Consider the following 23,299-nt stretch of genomic DNA (forward strand, 5'->3'; position numbering starts at 1 on the left):
TAGTGCTTCCCAAGGAGCCGGGATTTCCGGCCCTTGGGATGTCAGAGCCGTGGAATAGGCTGAACCAATGCATAAGCAGCGCGTAGTCTTCGTTCACGGCCTGGGCAGTTTCGGTGCTGCGGCATGGCCGAAGCAACATGGCATGGCCCTCGCTTATGATGCCCTCTTCCTTCGGCGGCACGGCTTTGATGCCGTCGCCGAACCAACGGAATCCAATGTGGCGGCGGACGTTGCCATTGTGATCAATGCCTTGATTGACTCCGGTGGAGGCCACATCGTGGCACACGAGCAAGGCGCCATCTCCGCCATGCTGGCAGCAATCGAACGCCCCGAGCTGGTGCATTCACTCACTTTGGTGGAGCCAGCATGTTTGTCCCTGACTGCTGAGCTTCCGGCTACGGGTTCCCACCGGGCACTCATGGAACCGCTGTTCGACGCCCGCACGCAGCTCAATGACGCCGATTACCAGCGTGAATATTTCCGCCGTGCTTTCTCTGCTGAAACGGGTGGGCTGGACACTGCGGAAGCCCGGCGTTCCGCCCGCAGGCTCAGGCTCCAGGCGCCACCATGGGAGGCCCCGCTCCACATTGTTCCCGGGGTTCCCACTTTGGTTCTCACCGGCGGATGGGAGCCGCTTTACGAGGAAATTGCCGGCTACCTCCAGGAAACCGGTGCCCTCCGCCGCGTGGCAGCGGGCGGACACCGGCCCCAGGATTCCGTTGATGGCGACCAGGCTATCCGCTCGTTCATCGCGGATGTGGGCCGGGCGATGTCAGTTCAGGCCTCCTGAGCTGCTGCCTTGGTTCGCGGGGACGTGAAGCTCCGGCAGGTACACCTTTCCCCCTGAAGCCAGGAACTCCTCGCTCTTTTCGCGCATCCCGTTATACATTCCTGCGATTGCAGCCTGGGATTCTGCCGAACCGTATTCGTCGCGGATGTCCTGGCTGATGCGCATCGAACAGAACTTAGGTCCGCACATGGAGCAGAAATGAGCGGTTTTTGCCGGTTCTGCCGGCAGCGTCTCGTCGTGGAAAGCTTCTGCGGTGACAGGGTCCAGGGACAAGGCGAACTGGTCCCTCCAGCGGAACTCGAACCGCGCCTTGGACAGCGCATCATCACGTTCATGAGCTCCCGGATGTCCCTTGGCGAGGTCAGCCGCGTGCGCCGCGATTTTGTACGTGATGACGCCAGTCTTGACGTCATCCTTGTTGGGCAGCCCCAAATGCTCCTTCGGAGTCACGTAACAGAGCATCGCGGTGCCGTAGCGTGCAATTTCCGTGGCGCCGATGGCCGAGGTGATGTGGTCATAGCCGGGGGCGATGTCGGTAACCAGTGGACCCAAGGTGTAGAACGGCGCACCCTTGCACAGTTCCTGCTGGCGCTCAACATTCTCCCGCACCAGGTGGAAGGGAATATGCCCGGGGCCTTCCACCATCACCTGGACGTCGAACTCCCACGCCCGCTGCGTCAGCTCTGCGAGGGTGTCCAACTCGGCGAACTGCGCGGCGTCGTTTGCGTCCGCAATGGAACCGGGACGCAGCCCGTCTCCCAAGGAGAACGCGACATCGTACCGGGCAAAGATTTCGCAGAGCTCGTCAAAGTGCGTGTAAAGAAAGTTCTCCCTGTGGTGCGCCAGACACCAACCGGCCATGATGGACCCGCCGCGCGAAACGATGCCCGTGACCCGGTTGGCGGTCAACGGCACGTACCTCAGCAAAACGCCCGCATGGATGGTCATATAGTCCACGCCTTGCTCGCATTGCTCAATGACGGTATCGCGGAAGATTTCCCACGTCAGCTTGTTGGCCTCGCCGTTAACCTTTTCAAGGGCCTGATAGATAGGGACTGTTCCGATCGGGACAGGTGAGTTGCGGATGATCCATTCACGCGTCGTGTGGATGTCGTCCCCCGTGGAGAGATCCATCACCGTGTCAGCGCCCCACTTGGCAGCCCACTGCAGCTTGTCCACTTCCTCGGCGATGGAGCTGGTGACCGCTGAGTTTCCGATGTTGGCGTTGATCTTGACCAGGAAAGCTTTGCCGATGATCATTGGTTCGGATTCGGGGTGGTTGATGTTGTTCGGGATGATCGCCCTTCCCGCGGCAACTTCGCTGCGGACGAGTTCAACATCGCAGTTCTCCCGCAAGGCGACGAACTGCATTTCAGGAGTTACTACTCCCTGCTTCGCGTAGTACATCTGCGTGACAGTCCTACCTTCCACGGCGCGGCGCGGCACGGGTTGCGCGCCCTTCCACTCCGCTGACGCTGCCCCACGCCGGACCGCGGACTTGCCGTCGTCGAGCAGGCTCCGCTGCCGACCGGAATAGGCTTCCGTATCTCCGCGGGCTTCGATCCACGGTGCACGGAACGGCTCCAACCCCACCACCGGATCGCTGCCCGGGCCTGCTGTTCGGTAAACCTGCAAAGGTGGATTGGCTTGCCCGTTGGGGGAGGGCTCCAAGGCGATCGCGGTGACGGGGACGCGTATGCCGTTGTCCGGATCTTCCAGCCACGCCAACGAGTGGGACTGCAACGATTGCGTGACGGACTGTTTTTGGTCCATGCCGAACTGATTTTGGACAGGGCTGTGCTGTGTTTCTGCGGTGCTCAAGGGAATACTCACTTCCTTCGCCGGCATTACCCGGACAGGTTCAACGGTCGCAGACTGCATCAGTCCGATCTCAGCCCCTGCAAGGGCTCCCGTGTGGTCGTAGACGAAGCTACCACAGCTACGAACCACCGCCCAGTCACATGGTGGGAACCGGCTCTGCCATGCCACCCCGGCTACGCTTTTGCCATGGCCAACATCATCGAATTCAGTGGACCCGTGCTCGTCTCGGCGGACGAAGAGCGCCAGGGGCTATGGTCAGTGGACGGCACCTTGACGTTCCAGCGTCCCGCTTCTGCGCCGGACAGAGTGCTGAACGGTTGGGTCCTGCCGGGTTTGGTTGACGCTCACTGCCATGTCGGACTCGGTGTTGGAGGAGCCGTTGATGAGCACGCCACGCTGGCCCAAGCCCAAGCAGACCTCGACGCCGGGACGCTGTTAATCCGCGATTGCGGATCGCCCTCGGACACCCGCTGGGTACAGCAGCGATCGGACTTGCCCCGCTTGATCCGTTCAGGCCGGCATATTGCGCGGAGCCGGCGGTACCTCCGCGGCCTGGGGCATGAAATTGAGCCCGCTGAACTGGTTGAGACCGTACGAAAGGAAGCCCGGGACGGCGATGGCTGGGTGAAACTAGTGGGCGATTGGATAGATCGCGACGTCGGTGACCTCGCGGTTTCCTTCCCGGCCAGGACCGTGAAGGATGCCATCTCAGCGGCGCATGATGAAGGTGCCAGGGTCACGGCTCACTGTTTCGCTGAGGACACCATTGACGACATGCTCGATGCCAATATCGATTGCATTGAGCACGCTACCGGTCTCCTCCCGAGGCACCTTCCCCGCTTGGTGGAGCAGTCGGTGCCGATTGTTCCAACGTTGGTCAATATCGCTACCTTTCCCGATATTGCCGCGCAGGCAGAGCCAAAGTTTCCGAAGTACGCGGACCACATGCTGCGTCTGTGGGAGCGTCGCCATGAGCGTGTGTTGTCGGCCTTCGAAGCGGGGGTTTCGATCTATGCCGGGACTGATGCCGGCAGCGTCATCAGGCACGGCCGGATTGCGGAGGAGATGAAGGAACTGCACGACGCCGGCCTTCCGCCGGCGGCGGTCCTGAACGCCGCATCCTGGGGTGCCCGTGCGTGGCTGGGAGCCGAGGGCATCAGTGAAGGGGCCAGCGCCGACGTCGTGCTCTGCAGTGAGGATCCGCGGCGTCAGCTGCGGACTATGGACGAACTCCGGCACATCGTGATTCGAGGGAACGTCGTGCGTTAGGAATAAATTGAAGCTTCAAGTAATTTAGATAGGTAAGAAGGTGCCGATAAGCGGCCACCTCGGAACCGGGAGCTTCACATGACCTCATCATCCAGCCAGGATCTTCTGCCTGCCGAACTCACCATGGGCACCGTCATGCTCAAGGTGGGCGACATGAAGGTCATGAGTGACTACTACCAGCGGGCCCTTGGCCTGGACGTGGTGGCCGAGCAAGACGGCGGGCTGTATTTGGGGCGTGTCGGCAAGCCGGTCGTCCACCTCGCTCCCGCGGCTGGCCTGCAGATTCCGGGTCGGGGCGAAGCCGGCCTGTTCCACACGGCCATTCTGTTCGAGGACCAGCCCTCATTGGCCGCCACCATTGCCACGGCAGCCGAATACGAACCCCGCGCGTTCGCAGGCAGCGCCGATCATTTGGTCAGTGAAGCGTTCTACTTCACCGACCCCGAAGGCAACGGCATTGAGCTGTACTACGACAAGCCCCGTGACCTCTGGAAGTGGGATGGCAAGAACGTTGTCATGGACAACGTTGCTCTCCCGCCGCAGCGATTCCTGCAGCAGCACCTGAGTGAAGCTGCCGTGACCGGGCAGCGTGAGTCGGCGGCCGGCGTCGGGCACGTTCACCTGCAGGTGGGTGACGTGGAGACCGCGCAAAAGTTCTACGTTGAAACCCTGGGCTTCGAGCGCACCGCAGGCTGGCACGGCCAGGCGCTTTTCGTCTCCGCGGGCGGCTACCACCACCACATGGCCATGAACGTCTGGAACAGCCGTGGAGCGGGCCCGCGAAAGGACACGCTGGGCCTGGGGGAGGTCCTGATTCAAGTCCCCGGCGCCGATGACGTGGCCGCGCTTGCTGATCGCCTCAAGGTTGCCGGTGTGCAGAGCCACCATACCGGTGCCGAGCTGCGCTTTGATGATCCTTGGCGGAACAAGCTGCGCGTCACCGTGCGCTGAGGACCAGTCCGCGCCCCCGGCTGCACTAGGCTTGGCATGACGGCACGGAACCTCCGGGATCCTGTGCCGCCGCCCCGTCAGCACGAAGGAATGAGAGTACTTTCCATGGGCTTTGCCGAAGTTTTTGTAGCCACCCACGATGAAGCGCTCAAGCGGGCTGCAGCCTTGGAGAAGGGTGCAGGTGTAACCGGCCCGGCCGTTCGGATTGACGGCATCACCGATTTCGAAGTCGAACAACTGGGCGACCTCGCAGGACAGGCTGTTCACGCCGCCGGAGCTGACTACGAGCTTGCCCTGGTTGACGTCACAAGCGACGCCCTCCTGGGTGTCCCTGAAGCCATGGTGCGGGCCCTTGCCGAACTGCTCACCTATGAGAGCGAAGGCGACGCCAACGTTCTTGACGACGTTGCCGCTGCATGGGCTGAACAGGACGATATGCCTTTCGATGCCGCGCAATCGCGCCAGTATGTCCAGCAGTTGGCTGCCCTCGCGACGGACGTCGAGAAGGCGGAGCGCGCCGGGCTTTACGTCTGGTCCGAATGACGCCCCTGTTCGCTTAAGGCTGCAGCATTAACCGCGGGAGTGGGCAAGAACACGCCGGGTAGGGGGACCGGAGTCGTATTTGCTCCGGGCATCTGGCACAATAGACAGGTACTCGATCGGTGCGGCCCCTCTCTCCGTGCTCGTATCTTGTCCTTCGAACCGTCTAGTACGGCCCGCCCCACGGGTGCAGAACGTCGGGTTCAACCTCGTTTCAGAAACAGGAGTGACCACAAAAGTGGCCGTAAAGATTCGCCTTAAGCGCTTCGGTAAGATGCGCGCACCGTACTACCGCATCGTCGTCATGGATGCCCGCGCCAAGCGCGATGGCCGTGCCATTGAAGAAATCGGCAAGTACCACCCCACCGAAGAGCCGTCGTACATCGAGGTCGCTTCCGAGCGTGCCCAGTACTGGCTTTCCGTTGGTGCCCAGCCCACCGAGCAGGTTGCGGCGATCCTCAAGATCACCGGTGACTGGCAGAAGTTCAAGGGCCTGCCGGGCCAGGAAGGCACCCTGAAGACCAAAGCTCCGAAGGAAGCTTTCGTAGCCCCGGAGAAGGGTTCCGTTATCATTCCGGAAGCCATCACCAAGAAGGCCAAGAAGGACGAAGCCGAAGCTCCGGCCGAGGCTGAAGCAGAGACCACCGAGGCTGAGTAAGTTGCTGGCAGAAGCGCTCGAGCACTTGGTCCGTGGGATCGTTGACAGCCCTGAGGATGTCAAGGTCAGTGCCAAGAACAACCGCCGCGGGGAATCCCTCGAGGTGCGAGTTCACCAGGAGGACCTCGGACGGGTGATCGGCCGACAGGGACGCACCGCGCGTGCATTGCGCACGGTGGTTGCAGCCCTGGCCGGTGGCGAGCAGGTCAGGGTCGACGTCGTCGACACCGACCGTCGCCGGTAACGCGCTCAGCACTACTTGTCTTAGATCCGGCCCCTTCACCGAATATGGTGGAGGGGCCGGATTGCTTTATCCACAATTTCCTGTCTTTGCCGCCGCGCGGCGCAGGCACTATAAGAATTCAGAGGAACCCATGCAGCTCCAGGTGGCCCGGATCGGCAAACCGCACGGTATTCGCGGCGAGGTAACGGTGCAGGTACTCACCGACGCGCCTTCCGAGCGTTTCGTCGCTGGAACCGAGTTCGTTGTGGAGCCCGCCTCCGCTGGCCCATTGACCATCCGCAGTGCCCGGTGGAATAAGGACATCCTCCTGCTTGGCTTCGAAGAAATTGCCGACCGCAATGCTGCCGAGGTCATCCGGGGAGCGAAGCTCTTCATCGAAACCGAGGAACTCGACGACGAAGACGACGACGAGGGCTGGTACGAGCATGAGCTGGTTGGCCTGGAGGCCCGCGTTGGCTCGCAGGTAGTGGGCAAAGTAGCTGCTCTCACCACCCTTCCAGTCCAGGACCTGCTGACGGTCGAGGCTGCCGATGGCAAGGAAATCCTCATTCCCTTCGTCGATGAAATCGTTCCCGAGGTCAACGTCGAGGAAGGCTACATCCTCATCACCCCACCATCAGGCCTGTTTGAGATCAACGACGAGAACGTCAAGGAGCCCAAGGATGGCGCCGGGGATGATGCCTAAATGAGGATCGATGTTGTCAGCATTTTTCCTGAGTACCTCGCCCCGCTGGAGCTCTCGCTCATAGGCAAGGCCCGGCAGGACGGGTTGCTGGAGCTGAACGTCCACGATCTGCGCACGTACACGACGGACAGGCACCGGACGGTGGATGACACCCCGTATGGTGGCGGCGCCGGTATGGTCATGAAACCTGAACCGTGGGCGCAGGCCCTGGAATCAGTCGCAACCGTCCGCGAAGGCTCACAACCGGTGCTGATAGTTCCGTCGCCGGCAGGGGAGAAGTTCAACCAAGCCCTGGCGTATGAGCTCGCCGAAGAGCAACACCTGGTCTTCGCCTGTGGCCGATATGAAGGCATTGACGAACGCGTCATCGAGTGGGCCCAGGATCATTTCACCGTCCGGCCTGTCAGCCTCGGCGACTACGTCCTCAACGGCGGTGAAGTGGCAGTGTTGGCCATGGTTGAAGCCATTGGACGCCTTCTTCCAGGGGTGGTTGGCAATCCGGAATCGCTGGTTGAGGAATCCCACTCGGATGGCCTTTTGGAGTATCCCGTGTACACCAAGCCCTCAGCGTGGCGGGACCACGACGTCCCTCCGATCCTGCTCAGCGGCAACCACGGCAAGATTGCCCAGTGGCGGCGCCATGAGCAATTCCGCCGGACGGCGGAGCGCAGGCCGGATCTTATGGAAGGTTTCGACGCCGGCGGGTTGAGTCGCGCGGACCGGCAGGCCCTCGCGGAGCTCGGGTACGACGTCGTCGATGGGCGCCTGCGTGCCAAGCCCGGCGGCAACGCCGGGAACTAAGTCACGTCCCGCCGTCGAAAGGTGCGGGGCGCCGGGCGGTTGGCCGGATGGCAGCACATATGGCAGAATTAACCCTTGTGTCTGCTGGGCTGACACCTGCCACAGGGGGAGTTCAGCCAACAGTCGGACAACCCGGTGACGCCAATCAGTGGCGGAACCGGACACTAAGAAACTTCGGCGGAGATTTCCGGTAGGCCTTTGTGCCCCGGGCTTGTCCGCCGTAACCCAAAGTGAATGACCTGTGGCGTTCACCAGGAGTGGATTAATGCATATCCTCGATAGCGTAGATGCAGCCTCGCTGCGTAACGATGTTCCTGAGTTCCGCGCGGGCGACACCCTCAAGGTTCACGTCAACATCATCGAAGGCAAGAACTCCCGTGTTCAGGTATTCCAGGGCTTCGTCCTGGGCCGCCAGGGCGACGGCGTTCGCGAAACCTTCACCGTGCGCAAGGTTTCCTTCGGTGTCGGCGTAGAGCGTACCTTCCCGGTACACTCCCCGATCATCGACAAGATCGAGGTCGTCACCAAGGGTGACGTCCGCCGCGCCAAGCTTTACTACATGCGCGCACTGCGCGGTAAGGCTGCGAAGATCAAGGAAAAGCGCGACTTCGCCAAGTAAGTCCTCCGACTTACGTAAGGGGTCCAGGATTCGTGCCCGGTTGTTCCGGAGCAATCCGCAACGCAACAGGGATACGAGTCATGGACACATCAGAACGCCAGCCCCGGAAACAGGGCTGGCGTTTTGTTTTGCTCGCACTAGTGCTGGCCGTTGCGATCAGCGGCCTGGTCCGGTCCTTGTGGCTGGATGTGTACTACATTCCCTCCGAATCCATGGAACCCCTTCTTGAAGAAGGGGACCGGATCCTGGTCTCTCGGACGGCCTTCGCCTCTGAACCGATTCGCCGCGGGGACATTGTGGTTTTCGACGGCCGCGGTTCCTTCGACCCCCTGAGCAGCGGACAGGGTCCTTTTGTTGATGCGGTGTCCGCCGCCAGCCAATGGTTTGGGCTCACCGGCAGCGACACCACGTACGTGAAGCGTGTCATAGGGGTGGGCGGCGACCACGTCCAGTGCTGCGACACGGCAGGGCACCTCACGGTGAATGGTCAGGTTCTTGAGGAACCCTATCTGTATCCCGGGGACGAGCCCAGCAAACAGAAGTTCGACGTCGTGGTCCCTGATGGTCGCCTCTGGCTCATGGGTGACCACCGTTCACGTTCCGCTGACTCGCGCGGGCTGCTGGGTGCCCCGGGTGGCGGCATGGTTCCCGTGGATCGGGTTGTAGGCCGACCGGTCCGGATCGTCTGGCCACTTGATAGATTTGCAGAGATGCCTCGCTCAGAGCAGGCCGAAACACCACCGAAGAACGGACAGTAAATGCCGGACAAAGCTCCAGAGAACCCCGAGCGTTACGACGACGACGCCCGGCTCTCGGATGGAACGGCCAGTGCCGCCGGCACGGCTGAGTCCCGCCCGGATGACGACGTGACGCCTCGGCCCGAAGAATCGGACGGGCCTCGTGCCAGGGACTCCGAAGGAGGCTCCCACGCAGCCGAGAAACCACGCAAAAACCCCGTGCTTGTGTGGGTCAAGGAAATCGTCACCGTTGTGGCGATTGCGCTGGTGCTGTCCTTCCTGCTCAAGACTTTCCTGTTCAGGGCGTTTTACATCCCCTCCGAGTCCATGGAAAGCACGTTGGACGTCAATGACCGCATCTTCATCAACCTCCTGGTGCCAGGGCCCTTCGACCTCGAACGCGGGGATGTTGTGGTGTTCAGGGACGCTCAGGCTTGGTTGCCGCCAGTAGCCACGAAGCCGGCCGGACCCATGGACTGGGTGGGAGACGGCCTGGAATTCGTCGGCCTGGCTCCTGACAACAATGATCAGCACCTGGTCAAGCGCATCATCGGGCTCCCGGGGGACCGGGTGTCCTGTTGTGATGCAGAAGGCAGGCTTTCCATCAACGGTGTGCCTGTGAACGAGACTTACATCAATCCGGCCGAGGTGCCGCAGCCGAAGCCCTTCGATATTGTTGTTCCGGAAGGAAAAGTTTGGGTGATGGGGGATAACCGCAACCACTCCGAGGATTCCCGGATGCATCAGGAAGTCAACGGCGGATTTATCAACATCGAGGATGTTGAAGGTAAAGCCACCGTTATTGCCTGGCCGATCAACCGATGGACCATCCTCGATAACTATCAGGACGTTTTCCGTGACGTCCCTGACGGCACCCCGGCTAAGTAAGGCACTTGGGCACAGCAATGGCATCAACGGCTACCGGCTCCAAGGTCAAGGCGCAGAGTAAGACACAGAGCAAGACGCAGGGCAAGGCAACGGCTAAATCCACTAAGCAGGCCAAGAGCCCTGTGGGTGTCCCCACCCTCGATGTCGAACGGTCTTTCTTATCCTCCGGCGTCCGTTTGCTCGCAGGAGTGGATGAGGTTGGGCGGGGAGCCTTGGCCGGACCGGTCAGCGTTGGCATTGCCGTAGTAGACCTTGCCGAGCATGGCCTGCTGGCTGACGTCAAGGACAGCAAGCTGCTCAAACCCGAGGATCGGGACAGACTGGAGCCTCTTGTTCGACAGTGGGCTGTGGCCTCCGCCGTCGGGCATGCATCGTCCCGGGAGATTGACGAAATCGGCATCATCGCCGCCTTGCGGCTGGCCGGAACCCGTGCTTGGTTTGAAATCCTTGAAGGCGGCATCACTCCGGATGTTGTGCTGTTGGACGGCAGTCACAATTGGCTTTCGCCGGACGTTCAGGCCTCGCTCTTCGACAGTCCCGACCCCGGCCCTTGGTGCGAGGCGCCAGTGCATACCAGGATCAAAGCGGATATGAGTTGTCTCAGTGTTGCCGCCGCCAGTGTCCTGGCCAAAGTTGCCCGCGACCGGATTATGGTGGACCTGCATTCGGAAATTCCCTCCTATGGCTGGAACGTCAATAAGGGTTACGCCACTTCCGCTCACCGTGAAGTCATTCGCTCGCAAGGCCCCAGTGTCCATCACCGGACAAGCTGGAACCTCACCGGTCCTGATCTGGCCTGATGCCTCAGACCCACGCCGCCATCCCATGTGGCGCTTGCTGCCCGGCTGATAGTGCAAGATGGAACTATGAGCGCCGAGGACCTTGAGAACTATGAAACCGACATGGAGCTTCAGCTCTACCGCGAGTACCGGGATGTTGTCGGTCTGTTCAGCTACGTAGTGGAAACCGAGCGGCGTTTCTATCTGGCCAACCACGTGGACCTTCAGGCCCGCAGTGCGGACGGGGAAGTCTACTTTGACCTCACGCTTCAGGACGCCTGGGTCTGGGACGTTTACCGCTCTGCCCGCTTCGTCAAGAATGTTCGCGTGATCACGTTCAAGGACGTCAACGTAGAGGAACTGCCGCGGAGCGAGGACCTGGCTTTGCCGAAGGATGGCGGTCTTGGGGACCTTGGGGATCTCGGAAACTAATCAGGCGCTCCTCAGTATTCCTCCACAGCACTGACTTCCGCAGGTTTACCCACATAGCTAATTGACACCCTGCCGCCGCACCACGCCAGCCTGAAAACTGGTGCTTGGAGGTGGTGGTCATGAGAGCAAAAGACCTGCTTGGCCGTAACGGTGAAGCATTGGCGGCAGATTTTCTGGAGAACCAGGGAATGCGGATCGTCGATCGCAATTGGCGGTGCCCGGACGGTGAGATCGACATCGTGGCGATCGAGGGCGACATCTTGGTTGTTGCCGAAGTAAAGACCCGGAAGAGCCTGGACTACGGTCATCCTTTTGAGGCGGTGGGTGCCGCCAAGCTCGCGCGTCTTCATCGTCTCTCGTTGTCGTGGTGCCGCGAGCATGATCTTGCTGCTCTGCGCACGCGGATTGATGTTGTTTCCGTCATTGACAGCGGCGTCGGTGAACCGCAACTTGAGCACTTGCGCGGTGTCGGCTGATGGGGGTCGGACGCAGCTACTGCGTTGCCTTGGTGGGGCTCAACGGTTACATCGTGGAGGTAGAAGCTGACATTGGCCAAACGCTCCCGAACTTCGTCATCCTGGGGTTACCAGATGCCGCTCTGAATGAGGCTAAGGAGCGTATTCGTTCGGCCGCTCAAAATTCGGGAATTCCCCTCAGCCGGCGTAAGATCACGGCCAACCTCATTCCCGCATCTCTTCCCAAGCGAGGCTCTGGATTTGATCTCGCCATCACCATGGCGGTGCTCCGGGCTGCCGACGACATCCGCGAAATTGGCGGAACCGTGTTTATTGCAGAGCTCGGGCTTGATGGACGATTGAGGCCGGTACGTGGCATCCTCCCTGCCGTCATGGCGGCTGTTCAGGCGGGTTACCCGGACGTCGTGGTGGCTGACGCCAACGCTGAGGAAGCGGCGCTGGTCCCCGGAGCGAAGGTTCGCGGCTACAAGACCCTTGCCCGGCTTGCCTTTGACTTCGGCGCGGATCCCAAAGACCTCGCCCTCGACTACGACCCTGTTGACGCCGATGTGCCTGCGGATGACGCGGGCCACGTCCCGTTGATGCCGGATCTCTGTGACGTGTCGGGCCAAGGCGAGGCACGGCGCGCCTTGGAGGTAGCCGCTGCCGGCGGCCACCACATGTTGCTGACAGGGCCGCCCGGGGCAGGAAAAACGATGTTGGCAGAGCGCTTGCCGGGCCTGCTTCCGGACTTGGCCGGCACAGCGGCCATGGAGGTGACCGCCATCCACTCGCTGGCCGCTGTCCAGTCAACAGCTGTGAGGCTCATCCGCAGGCCTCCCTTTGAAAATCCCCACCACAGCGCCACCTCCGCCGCCATCATTGGTGGAGGCTCGGGACTTCCCAGACCCGGGGCCGCGTCGCGTGCACATCGAGGCGTTTTGTTCCTTGACGAGGCTCCGGAATATGAGCGCCGGGTCCTGGATGCCCTCAGGCAGCCTCTGGAGAGCGGGGAGCTGGTCATCCACCGTTCGGCGGGCACGGCGGCGTACCCCGCCAGGTTTCAGCTGGTACTCGCCGCAAATCCCTGCCCATGCGGCAAAGCCTCAGGGAAAGGCATGGACTGTACGTGCACGGCAATGATGCGCCGGAGATATTTCGGGCGGATCTCCGGGCCTCTGCTGGACCGCGTGGATATCCAGTTACAGGTTGAGCGGGTGTCTTTGGCTGACTTTGGCCATGCCGGCGAGGAAGAAGACACACGCGCTGTCGCTGCACGGGTGTTGGCGGCCAGGGAGAGGCAACTTGAGCGTCTGGTGGAGATGGGGCTCGAGACCAATTCGCAGGTGCCGGGGCGCACCCTTCGGGGTGAGCTGCGGCTGGCCCCAGGGACCACCCGGATTCTGGACACTGCACTCGAGCGGGGCACCCTCACTGCACGCGGCTACGATCGCGTCCTGCGGCTGGCATGGACGCTGGCAGATCTGGGGCACCGGGATGCTCCGGACATCGACCATATTGGTCAGGCTTTGGGCTTGCGCCAAGCTGCGACTGCCACATGAGTCATCAAGCTGCCACCGGCACATGAGTAAAAGAGACGCGAAAGGATTCACAGCCATGGCTGGTGCAGGGAAGCAAGAGAGAGAACGAATTGCCAGGGCGGCATTGGCCAGGCTCATGGAGCCGCAGGACTCTGTAGGCCTGGCACTGGTGCGGGCAGTAGGTGCAATAGATGCTCTGGGTGTCGCAACCGGTGAACTGCGCGCAGGGCCAAACCTCGAGCGGGAGATCTCAGGGCTGTTGATGGAAGGAGGCGGACCTTCGTCATGGGCAGGGCTACCGGCGAGCCTTCGACGATGGGCACCCCGAATTGCTGATCTCGCGCCGGACCGGGACCTGGAAACCATGAACAGGCTGGGAGGGCGGTTGATCGTCCCGGGCGATGAGCTATGGCCCGAACAATTGGAAGGCTTGGGACTCCAGGAACCTCTTTGCCTGTGGTGGCGGGGAGGGGAACAGCCTCTGCCGTCTGTCGGGCAGGCCATTGCCCTGGTTGGATCGCGGGACAGCACCAGCTACGGAGCCTCCGTCACGGGCGACTTCGCCTACGGCCTGGCGCAGCGCGGATTTACCGTGGTCTCCGGCGGGGCCTATGGCATTGACGCCCATGCCCACCGCGGTGCCTTGAGCGGCGGAGTAGCCAGCCTGCCCACCATCGCCGTCATGGCAGGAGGCGTGGACCGCTTCTATCCATCGGGTAACGAGGACCTCCTTCGGGCAGTGTCCACACAGGGGGCTGTCCTGTCAGAGGTCCCGCCCGGGTCCGCACCCACCAGGTACAGGTTCCTGCAACGGAACCGGATCATCGCAGCCTTGGCATCAGTAACCGTGGTCGTGGAGGCACGATGGAGATCGGGAGCCCTCAATACGGCCCATCATGCCGAAACCATCGGAAGGGTTGTTGCCGCTGTCCCCGGATCCATTCACAGTGCCAACTCGGCCGGATGCCACCGCCTTCTCCGTGACGGGGGAGCCGTCTGTGTCACCGACGTCGGGGAGATTGCAGAGCTTGCCGGCGCCATCGGCGAGAGCACAAGTGAGGGACGGGCCTCCGACACCTCCGTGCATGACGGCTTGTCCTTGGAGGACCTCATTCTCCTGGATGCCTTGCCGCTTAGATCCACAAGCTCGGTGGAAAAGCTGACGGTGGTGGCAGGCCTGAGCGCGGATGCCGTCCGCGCGGGCCTGGGCCGGCTGGGGCTTCTGGGTTTGGCCACCTCGGAACGGGGCGCCTGGAAACGGACCAACACTTCTTAGCCCTTGGAGGATGCATGTTGATGCGCCTGGTTGGCACCTGCGGCTGGCACAGTGGGAAGGGTGGACGGACAATCACTACCAGCACCGCTTCAAAATGCGGTCGACGACTTTCGACGCTACTTGGAGGGGGAGCGGGCAAGGTCTGCGCACACAGTCCGCGCCTACATTTCCGATGTTGAGAGTCTCCTTGGCTTTGCCGCGTTGGAGGGTGTTCAGGAACTTGGGCAACTGGACTTGGGCTCCTTGCGGCGCTGGCTCGGAGCGCAGAGCGAGTCAGGCATGGCGCGGGCCACGCTGGCGCGCCGGGCCGCAACGGCCCGGTCTTTCACTGCATGGTTGTTGCGGGAAGAACTCATCGGGACGGACCCCGCAGTCCGTCTGCAGGCACCCAAGCGGGAGAAGTCCCTGCCGGGTGTCCTTCAGCAGCAGCAGGTCTCCCGGATGGTGAATGACCTGAATACTGCTGCCGCCGATGGTCGTCCAATGGCATTGCGCAACAGGGCAATGGTGGAGCTCTTGTATGCCACTGGTGTCCGTGTGGGTGAATTGACCGGGCTGGACATCGACGATCTTGATTCCGATCGACGCACGCTGCGTGTGCTAGGTAAGGGCAACAAGGAGCGTACTGTTCCTTTCGGTGTTCCGGCAGCTGTGGCGGTGGATGACTGGCTGAGGCGGGGCAGGCCGGCTGTAGTGACTTCCACGAGCGGGCCAGCCTTGTTCCTGGGATTGCGTGGCAAGCGTGTTGATCCGCGCCAAATCCGAGCTGTGGTGAGTGAGCTGCTGCAGGCATTGGGTGACACCTCTGCCACTGGGCCGCACGCGCTCAGGCACAGCGCGGCCACCCACCTGCTGGACGGGGGAGCGGACTTGCGCGCTGTTCAGGAAATACTCGGTCACAGCAGCCTGGCAACCACGCAGATTTACACCCATGTTTCGGTGGACCGCCTCCGGAAGAGCTACCAGCAAGCGCACCCAAGGGCCTGAGTATCCCCCGCACGTGCGATACTGGCGGAAACGGGCAGGGTACGGCAAAATGAAAGCACCACGGGGAAACCTTCAATTCACGGTTGAGGGTTAAATCTGTGCCAATATCGTCTTTAATACCAAGAAAACTAAATAGCCTGTCAGGGGCCGCATGATTTACATGGCATCCGGCAGCAACAGCAAACATCCAGGCAGAGGTCGTTGGGGAAGACGTACCTACAGCTATGGAGGATGGAATGTCTGTTGCAACAACCCGCGGTGTCTTGTTCGTGCACTCGGCCCCAACGGCACTTTGCCCGCACGTTGAGTGGGCCATTGGATCGGTCGTGGATAAGCGAACCGATCTTGAGTGGACCCCTCAACCTGCCGCGCCGGGAATGTTCCGGGCGGAGTTGTCGTGGACCGGCGCTCCGGGTACGGGGGCCCAATTGGCGTCCGCTCTTAGAGGCTGGGCACACCTGCGCTACGAGGTGACTGAAGAACCCAGCCAGGGGGTAGACGGTGCACGTTGGTCCCACACACCCGAGCTAGGTATCTTCCACGCCGTCACTGATGTTCATGGCAACATCATGGTGACGGAGGACCGCATCCGCTACGCCTACGAGTCCGGCGCAGGAGACCCCTCCGCCGTTTACCATGAGCTTTCCCTGGCGCTGGGCGAAGCGTGGGATGAGGAATTGGAACCCTTCCGTCACGCAGCTGAGGGTGCGCCCGTGCGCTGGTTGCACCAGGTCGGGTAACAAAACCGATTTAAGCGTTTCCCCATAGCAAAAGGAAGGGCCCCACCTGCTGGTGGGGCCCTTCTTTTGTCTCATTGGGACGGCTGCGTAATTCCTCGCTCAGACGTTCCGGACAGCGATGACGGCGTTGTGTCCGCCGAAGCCGAAGGAGTTACTCAAGGCCACGATGTCGCCGGCGGGAAGATCGCGAACGGACGTCACGACGTCGAGGGGGATCTCGGGATCCTGGTTCTCGAGGTTGATAGTTACCGGTGCCTTGCGCTCGTAGACGGCTAGTACGGTCAGGACAGCCTCAACGGCCCCTGAAGCACCCAGGAGGTGACCCATTTGCGACTTGGTAGCGGAGACCGCCACGTTGTCTACATGCGTGCCCAGGGCGGCGCGTAGGGCCGTGTACTCAGGCTTGTCGCCAACGGGAGTTGAGGTGGCGTGTGCGTTGACGTGCACCACGTCCTCCGCTTGGATCCGGCCATCGAACATGGCCGCCTTCAGGGCACGGGTTGCGCCCAGGCCCTCCGGGTCCGGTGCCGTGATGTGGTAGGCATCGGCAGTGACGGACGTCCCAGCGAGTTCGGCATAAATGCGCGCCCCTCGTGCGATCGCGTGTTCCTCGGCCTCGAGGACCAAGGCGCCGGCGCCTTCGCCCATGACAAAGCCGTCACGGTCGATGTCGTATGGACGGGAGGCACGTTCCGGCTCGTCGTTGCGACGCGACAAGGCCTGCATGGAGGAGAACGCAGCCAAGGGCATCGGGTGGATGGCAGCTTCAGCACCACCACACACCACAACGTCTGCTTTGCCGGAGCGGATCAGGTCCAATCCGAGGTGGAGGGCCTCGGTGCCGGATGCGCAGGCCGAAACGGGAGTGTGCGCGCCAGCGCGGGCACCGAGGTCGAGGCTGACAGCGGCTGCCACGCCATTGGGCATGAGCATGGGAACAGTCATGGGCAGGACCCTGCGGGGGCCTTTGTCCCTGAGCGTGTCCCACGCATCCAGCAGCGTCCAGACACCGCCGATGCCGGTGGCGAATGCTACGGCGAGCCGGTCGTGGTCGATTTCTTCGATCCCGGAGTCAGACCATGCCTCACGCGCTGCGATGACACCAAACTGCGTGGAGGGGTCCATGCGCTTGGCCTCAACGCGGCTCAGGACCTCGAGTGCCGGCGTCGAGCACCGTGCAGCAAAGTGGACGGGGAGGTCGTACTTGGTCACCCACTCGTCGCCAAGCGTGCGGGCGCCGGAGACCCCTTTCAGCGCGTTCTGCCACATTGTGGGTACGTCGCCGCCGATGGGAGTGGTGGCCCCCAGACCGGTTATGACTACTTTGCGTGCCATGCGATCACTCTCTGTCGGATAGCCGTCCCGCATGCGCGGTTCACAGGGGGAGGCAAGAAAATCTATGGGTGTTACTGCGGCTGTGCCGGGCGCAAGGATAGGGATCCCGGCCCGGCACAGCTGGTGACAGGACTAGGCCTGTGCGTTGGCGATGAAGCTGACGGCATCGCCGACGGTCTTGAGGTTCTTGACCTCTTCGTCCGGGATACGTACGCCGAACTTCTCTTCAGCGTTCACGACGATGGTCATCATGGAGATGGAGTCGATGTCCAGGTCCTCGGTGAAGGACTTGTCCAGCTCCACGGCTTCGGTGGCGAGGCCGGTTTCTTCGTTGACGATTTCAGCCAGGCCGGCCAGGATCTCTTCGTTGCTAGCCATTGTTGGCTCCTTTTCTTGTTGGACCGGCTACTGCCGGAAAGGGGGCAAACCGCGGGTTGCGGCTTGGGTTTGTAAGTCGTATTCAGTTGGGCTGTTGCCAGGTGACCGGGAGGAGGCCCGGCTACGGCAGAACCACTACCTGGGCGCCGAAGACCAGTCCGGCGCCGAACCCGATCTGCAGTGCCAGGCCGCCGCTCAGCTCAGGGTTTTCCTGGAGCAAGCGGTGTGTTGCCAACGGGATGGATGCCGCGGACGTGTTGCCCGCTTGGGCGATGTCGCGGCCGATGACAACAGATTCGGGAAGCTTGAGCTTCTTGACCATCTCGTCAATGATGCGCATGTTCGCCTGGTGGGGAACGAAGGCAGCGAGGTCGCTGGCTTCGATGCCGGCGGCGTCCAGAGCCTGCTGCGCTACCTTGGCCATTTCCCAGACGGCCCAGCGGAACACGGTCTGACCGTCCTGCCGCAGGGTGGGCCAAACATCCTGGGTTGCCGAAAGAATGGCGGGGTCGTCAGTTTCATCGGAGTGCCGCGCGGATTCGCCTAGCTTTTTGACGTCCTCCAGGGAGTGGGTCATGCCGATGGCGTCCCACTTGCTTCCATCGGAGCCCCAGACCGAGGGGCCGATGCCGGGAGTCTCAGATGGGCCAACCACAACGGCACCTGCGCCGTCGCCGAGCAGGAAGGATATGGTGCGCTCGTGGTTATCGATGACATCGGAGAGCTTCTCCGCACCGACAACCAGGACGTACTGGGCTGCACCTGAACGTACCAGGGCATCGGCCTGGGCCACTCCGTAGCAGTACCCTGCACAGGCGGCCGAAATGTCGAAGGCCGGCGCCGGCGTCGCGCCCAAACGGTCGGTGAGTGCAGCGGCGGCCGACGGAGTGGCGTAAGGGTGTGTCACGGTGGACACGATCACGGCGCCCAGTTGGGAGGCTTCGATTCCGGCTTGCTTGAGCGCTTCGCGTGCAGCGCCTTCTGCCATGTCGATGACGCTGACGTCAGCAGCAGCGCGGTGGCGGGTGATGATTCCGGTGCGCTGGCGGATCCATTCATCCGAGGAGTCGATCCACTGGCAGACGTCGTCGTTGGTGACGATGACATCCGGGCGGTATGCACCGATGCCCAGGATGCGGGCATTCTCGTTGACAACGGCCTTGTTCAATACGGGAGTGCTCATGCCTGTCCCTCCAGTTCTGCGAAGAGCGCGAGAGCCGCGGACAGGTCATCCGGGGTTTTCACGGCAACAGTCCTGACGCCAGGCATGCCGCGCTTTGCGAGCCCTGCGAGTGTGCCGGCCGGTGCCAGTTCAATGACGCCGGTGACGCTGCGCTCAACCAGCGTTTCCATGCACAGATCCCAGCGGACCGGCCGTGAGACCTGCGCAATCAGGCTTTCCACGGCTGCAGGACCTGCTGTAACTTCCTTGCCGTCGAAGTTGGACAACAGCGGAACAGCCGGGTTCTGCGGCGACAAGGACGGCTTGAGGGCTTCGAGGGCGCTGACCGCCGGTGCCATGTGGGAAGTGTGGAAGGCGCCGGCAACCTTCAGCGGGATGACGCGGGCCTTCGCCGGTGGGTTGTCCGCCAAAGCCTTGAGCTGTTCGAACGTTCCCGCGGCAACTGTTTGTCCGGCCCCGTTGACGTTGGCCGGAGTGGCGCCCGCGGCTTCAATAGCTGCCAGGACCTCCGCGGGGTCTCCGCCCACAACTGCACTCATGCCCGTGGGCGTCACGGCAGCTGCTGCGGCCATGCTGTTGGCGCGTTCCCGAACGAAGGTCATTGCCTCGGACTCGGTGAGCACACCGGCAAGGGCTGACGCCGTGATTTCGCCGACGGAGTGCCCGGCGAGGATGACGGGAAGTGTGCTGAGTTCGACATCGAACAAGGACTTGGCAGCCACCAGGCCGGCAGCGACGATCAGGGGCTGCGCTACGGCAGTGTCCTTGATGGTCTCTTCATCCGACGTGGTTCCGTGGGCCTTGAGGTCAATGCCTGCGATTTCGCTTAGTGCGGCCAATTGGCCTTCGACGGAGGGGAGTTCCAGCCAAGGGGCCAAAAATCCGGGGGTCTGGGAGCCCTGTCCAGGGCAGACGATTGCAAGCACGTATCCAGCTTTCCAAATTGGCGCGTGATCCACTGGTGTTTTGGTACACCAAGCTCACTGGGTCAGTTTGTAGGAAGTCTACAACGGTTCAGTTCTGTGAACGTGACGCGTGACGTTCGGGAGCAGCTTTTGGTTGGGCTGAAAGACGGCCAACCACCAGCGCCGTTTGCAGCACAAACGCCTCCCGCGGGAGGAGAGGATCCCACCCTGTTACGTCGCAGACACGCTTCAAACGGTAGCGCACAGTGTTGGCATGGACGAACAGTTCACGCGCAGTGGCTTCCAGGGAGTGCCCCAATTCCAAGTACGTTCCCAAGGTCTCAACGAGGCCATTGGAGGCGGCCAGCAGAGGCCTGTAAATGTTTTTGATCAGTGATCTGCGGGCGGCGTCATCACCGGAAACAACCCGCTCCGGAAGGAGATCGTCGGCAGCTACGGGCCGTGGTGCGGAAGGCCACGCACGGGCCGCAGTGAGCCCTGCGAACGCCGCCTGGGCTGAACCGCTCGCCTCCAGCAAGGAACCTGCTTCCGGTCCGTAGACCACGGCGCCAGGGGCAAAAAGCTCACTGAGCTTGACGTAGGCGGTGTCGCGGTCCTGCAGGCCGCCAAGGATGAGAATGAGCCGATCACCCTGGATTCCTACGAGTGCGTCCTCGGCGAAGCGGCCGGCAGTGCGGCGGAGTTCGCTAACGTAACTTGCGCTTGGTTCCGAGGGCGAATTTCCCACCATTACGGTGAATCGCTCCTGAGCTTTCCAGCCAAGGGCGGCGATTCGGGACCTCAGGGCATCAGTGTTTTCGCCCCGCAGAATGGCGTCAACGATCAGCGCCTCAAGGCGTGTATCCCATGAACCTCGGGATTCGGCAGCCCGTGCATACACATCGGCGGCCGCGAAGGCTACCTCCCGTGAATAGCGCAGGACGGCTTCGCGGAGTGAGGGTTGGTCCGATTCCGGCGCAATGACAGGTACCTGGTCCTCCACGACTTCCACAACGATGCGGATCAGTTGCAGGGCCTTTTGCAGGCTGATGGAGCGGGTCAGCTCCGTAGGGGCGTTGCCAAAGACGTCGGTGAGAATCCACGACGGTGAACTTGGCCTCTCATACCACGTCACAAAGGCGGCAATGCCGTTCTGGGCCACCAGTCCCAAGGCCGAGCGCTCGTCGGAGCTCAGACGGCCGTACCATGGCAATGATTTCTCCAGTTGGCGCATGGTGCTGGTGGACAATTGGCCCACATTGGCGCGGAGTTGCCGCAGGGTTTCGGCCTTTTCGGGTGACAATGCCTGGGGCGCTGCCTTGCGCTTGGTAGTGGTTTTGCTCGGCTCTGCCATGGAACGAGCATACGGCCCATCCCGGACAAGCTCCATTTGTGAGAAGGCTACAACTCTTGTTGTTGCTGGTCACGTCGTTGCCGGCACGCCCAGCCCGGTTAAAACCCGACGGCGGCCCTCACCTTTCGGTGAAGGCCGCCGTCGCGGTTAGTGCTGGCGTAGCTGGTGACTGCAGGAGTTACCCACTATCAGTTAAGCGTCGCCGCCTGCTCCGCCGGTGGTGCCGGCGTTCACATCCAGGAGCCGGTACTTCTCGATCGCCTTTTCCAGCGCACCTGCTTCAACTTCTCCCTTGGCGGCGAGGAGCTGGAGGGTTTTGGCGACGATGGAGTGGGTGTCGTTTTTGAAGTAGCGGCGTGCGGCTTGGCGGGTGTCGGAGAAGCCGAAGCCGTCTGCTCCGAGGGAGGCGAAGTCGTTGGGGATGAATTGGCGGATTTGGTCGGGGACGGCTTTCATGTAGTCGGACACGGCGATGACGGGTCCGGTGGTGTCTTTGAGTTGTTCGGTGATGAACGGGGTGCGGGCGGGTTGGCCGGGGTTGAGGAAGGCGTGTTCTTCGGCGGCGAGTCCGTCGCGGCGGAGTTCGTTCCAGGAGGTCACGGACCAGACTTCGGCGGCGACTCCCCAGTCTTCGTTCAGGATCCGGGCTGCTTCGATGGCCCAGGGCACGGACACGCCGGAGGCGAGGATGTTCGCGGTGGGCCGGTTCCCGGTGCGGTCTGCTGCGGGAGCGGGGGCTTCTGCGAGGCGGTAGATGCCTTTGAGGAGTCCGTTGATGTCGAGGTTTTCCGGTTCCGCGGGTTGGGTGATGGGTTCGTTGTAGACGGTGAGGTAGTACATCACGTTTTTATCTGACGCGGTTCCTGTTCCTTGCGCGTCAGCGTCTGGTCCGTACATTTGTTCGAGGCCGTGGCGGATGATGTGGCCGATTTCGTAGCCGTAGGCGGGGTCGTAGGTTTTCACGGCGGGGTTGGTGGAGGCCAGGATGGGGGAGTGTCCGTCGGCGTGTTGGAGTCCTTCGCCGGTGAGGGTGGTTCGTCCTGCGGTGGCGCCGATGATGAAGCCGCGGGTCATTTGGTCTGCTGCGGCCCAGAAGGAATCTCCGGTGCGTTGGAAGCCGAACATGGAGTAGAACACGTAGATCGGGACCAGGGGTTCGCCGTGGGTGGCGTAGGAGGTCCCGGCGGCGGTGAACGCTGCGACGGCGCCGGCTTCGTTGATGCCGGGGTGGATCAGTTGTCCGGCGGGTGATTCTTTGTAGGCCAGGACGAGGTCGCGGTCCACGGAGAGGTAGTTCTGGCCTTTGGGGTTGTAGATTTTCGCGGTCGGGAAGAACGCGTCCATCCCGAAGGTCCGGGATTCGTCGGGGACGACGGGCACGAACCGGGCGCCGAAGTTCTTATCCCGCATGAGGTCCTTCAACAGCCGGACGAAGGCCATGGTGGTGGCGGCTTGTTGTTTCCCGGATCCGCGTTTGGCGACCTCGTAGGATTTGGCCTCGGGCAGGGTCACGGGGGTGTGTTGGCGGCGGCGTTCGGGGACGAACCCGCCGAGCTCTGCCCGGCGGTCCATGAGGTATTTGATTTCGGGGGCGTCCATGCCGGGGTGGTAGTACGGGGGCCGGTAGAGGTCAGCGTCGAGTTGGTCATCGCTGATGGGGATGCGGAGGTGGTCACGGAAGGCTTTGAGGTCTTCCATGGTGAGTTTCTTCATCTGGTGGGTCGCGTTGCGGCCCTCGAAGTGCGGGCCCAGGCCGTAGCCCTTGACCGTTTTGGCCAGGATCACGGTGGGTTTGCCCTTGAACTCGGTGGCTGCCTTGTACGCGGCGTAGACCTTGCGGTAGTCGTGACCGCCGCGTTTGAGGCCCCAGATCTGCTCGTCGTCCAAATCCGCCACCATGTCTTTGGTCTGCGGGGATTTGCCGAAGAAGT

General features: G+C 62.0%; 24 protein-coding genes, 1 pseudogene and 1 riboswitch. Of the genes and pseudogenes, 18 read left to right on the plus strand and 7 right to left on the minus strand.

Annotated features, from left to right (window positions below):
• The first annotated feature begins 67 nt into the window (after nt 1-67).
• Entirely contained in the window at nt 68-790 is a 723-nt protein-coding gene (locus MOD31_RS02880; RefSeq protein ID WP_223940458.1) for an alpha/beta fold hydrolase, read from the plus strand.
• Here MOD31_RS02880 and thiC read toward each other — a convergent pair.
• Complete coding sequence (gene thiC, locus MOD31_RS02885; RefSeq protein WP_250819786.1) at nt 773-2,563, minus strand: phosphomethylpyrimidine synthase ThiC; 1,791 nt, start codon at nt 2,561-2,563, stop codon at nt 773-775. The two genes, MOD31_RS02880 and thiC, sit on opposite strands and share 18 nt — an antisense overlap.
• A gap of 43 nt (nt 2,564-2,606) precedes the next feature.
• Nucleotides 2,607-2,714: riboswitch (TPP riboswitch) on the minus strand.
• An 83-nt stretch (nt 2,715-2,797) separates the two neighbouring features.
• Between thiC and MOD31_RS02890 the strand changes: the two genes are divergently transcribed.
• The 17 genes from MOD31_RS02890 (at nt 2,798) to MOD31_RS02970 (ending at nt 16,213) form a co-directional block, all read left to right on the plus strand.
• Nucleotides 2,798-3,880 (plus strand): amidohydrolase family protein, encoded by a 1,083-nt coding sequence (locus MOD31_RS02890; protein ID WP_250819787.1) that lies wholly within the window; start codon nt 2,798-2,800, stop codon nt 3,878-3,880.
• Between the two features lie 78 nt (nt 3,881-3,958).
• Nucleotides 3,959-4,831 carry a VOC family protein gene (locus MOD31_RS02895; RefSeq protein WP_142938768.1) on the plus strand — a complete coding sequence of 291 codons (873 nt, stop codon included), beginning with the start codon at nt 3,959-3,961 and terminating at the stop codon, nt 4,829-4,831.
• 90 nt (nt 4,832-4,921) lie between these two features.
• Nucleotides 4,922-5,374 carry a hypothetical protein gene (locus MOD31_RS02900; RefSeq protein WP_142938910.1) on the plus strand — a complete coding sequence of 151 codons (453 nt, stop codon included), beginning with the start codon at nt 4,922-4,924 and terminating at the stop codon, nt 5,372-5,374.
• Nucleotides 5,375-5,609: 235 nt separating this feature from the next.
• Nucleotides 5,610-6,029 (plus strand): 30S ribosomal protein S16, encoded by a 420-nt coding sequence (gene rpsP / locus MOD31_RS02905; protein ID WP_017199647.1) that lies wholly within the window; start codon nt 5,610-5,612, stop codon nt 6,027-6,029.
• Nucleotide 6,030: 1 nt separating this feature from the next.
• Nucleotides 6,031-6,273 (plus strand): RNA-binding protein, encoded by a 243-nt coding sequence (locus MOD31_RS02910; protein ID WP_011775119.1) that lies wholly within the window; start codon nt 6,031-6,033, stop codon nt 6,271-6,273.
• Nucleotides 6,274-6,403: 130 nt separating this feature from the next.
• Nucleotides 6,404-6,958, plus strand: coding sequence for a ribosome maturation factor RimM (gene rimM / locus MOD31_RS02915; RefSeq protein WP_223940456.1), 555 nt, complete (start codon nt 6,404-6,406; stop codon nt 6,956-6,958).
• Nucleotides 6,959-7,759 carry a tRNA (guanosine(37)-N1)-methyltransferase TrmD gene (gene trmD, locus MOD31_RS02920; RefSeq protein WP_223940455.1) on the plus strand — a complete coding sequence of 267 codons (801 nt, stop codon included), beginning with the start codon at nt 6,959-6,961 and terminating at the stop codon, nt 7,757-7,759. It abuts the gene before it with no gap.
• 265 nt (nt 7,760-8,024) lie between these two features.
• Nucleotides 8,025-8,378 carry a 50S ribosomal protein L19 gene (gene rplS, locus MOD31_RS02925; protein WP_014922079.1) on the plus strand — a complete coding sequence of 118 codons (354 nt, stop codon included), beginning with the start codon at nt 8,025-8,027 and terminating at the stop codon, nt 8,376-8,378.
• 80 nt (nt 8,379-8,458) lie between these two features.
• On the plus strand, nt 8,459-9,136 hold the full coding sequence (gene lepB, locus MOD31_RS02930) for a signal peptidase I (protein WP_142938771.1): 678 nt from the start codon (nt 8,459-8,461) through the stop codon (nt 9,134-9,136).
• On the plus strand, nt 9,137-10,003 hold the full coding sequence (gene lepB / locus MOD31_RS02935) for a signal peptidase I (RefSeq protein ID WP_142938772.1): 867 nt from the start codon (nt 9,137-9,139) through the stop codon (nt 10,001-10,003).
• A 17-nt stretch (nt 10,004-10,020) separates the two neighbouring features.
• Nucleotides 10,021-10,803 carry a ribonuclease HII gene (locus MOD31_RS02940; RefSeq protein ID WP_166840905.1) on the plus strand — a complete coding sequence of 261 codons (783 nt, stop codon included), beginning with the start codon at nt 10,021-10,023 and terminating at the stop codon, nt 10,801-10,803.
• Between the two features lie 66 nt (nt 10,804-10,869).
• Complete coding sequence (locus tag MOD31_RS02945; protein ID WP_018776202.1) at nt 10,870-11,214, plus strand: DUF2469 domain-containing protein; 345 nt, start codon at nt 10,870-10,872, stop codon at nt 11,212-11,214.
• Nucleotides 11,215-11,324: 110 nt separating this feature from the next.
• The gene (locus MOD31_RS02950; RefSeq protein WP_142938912.1) at nt 11,325-11,690 is read left to right on the plus strand and encodes a YraN family protein; all 366 of its coding nucleotides are present in this window, start codon (nt 11,325-11,327) and stop codon (nt 11,688-11,690) included.
• Nucleotides 11,690-13,231 carry a YifB family Mg chelatase-like AAA ATPase gene (locus MOD31_RS02955; RefSeq protein WP_250819788.1) on the plus strand — a complete coding sequence of 514 codons (1,542 nt, stop codon included), beginning with the start codon at nt 11,690-11,692 and terminating at the stop codon, nt 13,229-13,231. Before MOD31_RS02950 ends, MOD31_RS02955 begins: the two co-directional genes overlap by 1 nt.
• A gap of 22 nt (nt 13,232-13,253) precedes the next feature.
• Nucleotides 13,254-14,486 carry a DNA-processing protein DprA gene (dprA, locus tag MOD31_RS02960; protein ID WP_250819789.1) on the plus strand — a complete coding sequence of 411 codons (1,233 nt, stop codon included), beginning with the start codon at nt 13,254-13,256 and terminating at the stop codon, nt 14,484-14,486.
• 60 nt (nt 14,487-14,546) lie between these two features.
• Nucleotides 14,547-15,473 carry a tyrosine recombinase XerC gene (locus MOD31_RS02965; protein WP_250819790.1) on the plus strand — a complete coding sequence of 309 codons (927 nt, stop codon included), beginning with the start codon at nt 14,547-14,549 and terminating at the stop codon, nt 15,471-15,473.
• A gap of 236 nt (nt 15,474-15,709) precedes the next feature.
• Nucleotides 15,710-16,213 (plus strand): DUF3145 domain-containing protein, encoded by a 504-nt coding sequence (locus MOD31_RS02970; RefSeq protein ID WP_018776197.1) that lies wholly within the window; start codon nt 15,710-15,712, stop codon nt 16,211-16,213.
• 99 nt (nt 16,214-16,312) lie between these two features.
• Here the strand turns inward: MOD31_RS02970 and MOD31_RS02975 are convergent, their stop codons facing one another.
• The 6 genes and pseudogenes from MOD31_RS02975 to MOD31_RS03000 all read right to left on the minus strand — a co-directional run.
• Nucleotides 16,313-17,548 carry a beta-ketoacyl synthase gene (locus MOD31_RS02975; RefSeq protein ID WP_142938953.1) on the minus strand — a complete coding sequence of 412 codons (1,236 nt, stop codon included), beginning with the start codon at nt 17,546-17,548 and terminating at the stop codon, nt 16,313-16,315.
• Between the two features lie 132 nt (nt 17,549-17,680).
• Nucleotides 17,681-17,926 carry an acyl carrier protein gene (locus MOD31_RS02980; RefSeq protein WP_011692310.1) on the minus strand — a complete coding sequence of 82 codons (246 nt, stop codon included), beginning with the start codon at nt 17,924-17,926 and terminating at the stop codon, nt 17,681-17,683.
• Between the two features lie 121 nt (nt 17,927-18,047).
• Nucleotides 18,048-19,109, minus strand: coding sequence for a beta-ketoacyl-ACP synthase III (locus tag MOD31_RS02985; RefSeq protein WP_142938954.1), 1,062 nt, complete (start codon nt 19,107-19,109; stop codon nt 18,048-18,050).
• On the minus strand, nt 19,106-20,035 hold the full coding sequence (locus MOD31_RS02990; RefSeq protein WP_250819791.1) for an ACP S-malonyltransferase: 930 nt from the start codon (nt 20,033-20,035) through the stop codon (nt 19,106-19,108). The genes MOD31_RS02985 and MOD31_RS02990 overlap by 4 nt, the downstream gene beginning before the upstream one ends.
• Before the next feature lie 88 nt (nt 20,036-20,123).
• On the minus strand, nt 20,124-21,368 hold the full coding sequence (locus MOD31_RS02995; protein WP_142938956.1) for a CdaR family transcriptional regulator: 1,245 nt from the start codon (nt 21,366-21,368) through the stop codon (nt 20,124-20,126).
• A gap of 192 nt (nt 21,369-21,560) precedes the next feature.
• Nucleotides 21,561-23,299, minus strand: a pseudogene (locus MOD31_RS03000) (pyruvate dehydrogenase (acetyl-transferring), homodimeric type); the annotation flags it as partial.

Origin of the sequence: Paenarthrobacter sp. TYUT067, assembly GCF_023656375.1 — a bacterium.
GTDB lineage: Bacteria > Actinomycetota > Actinomycetes > Actinomycetales > Micrococcaceae > Arthrobacter.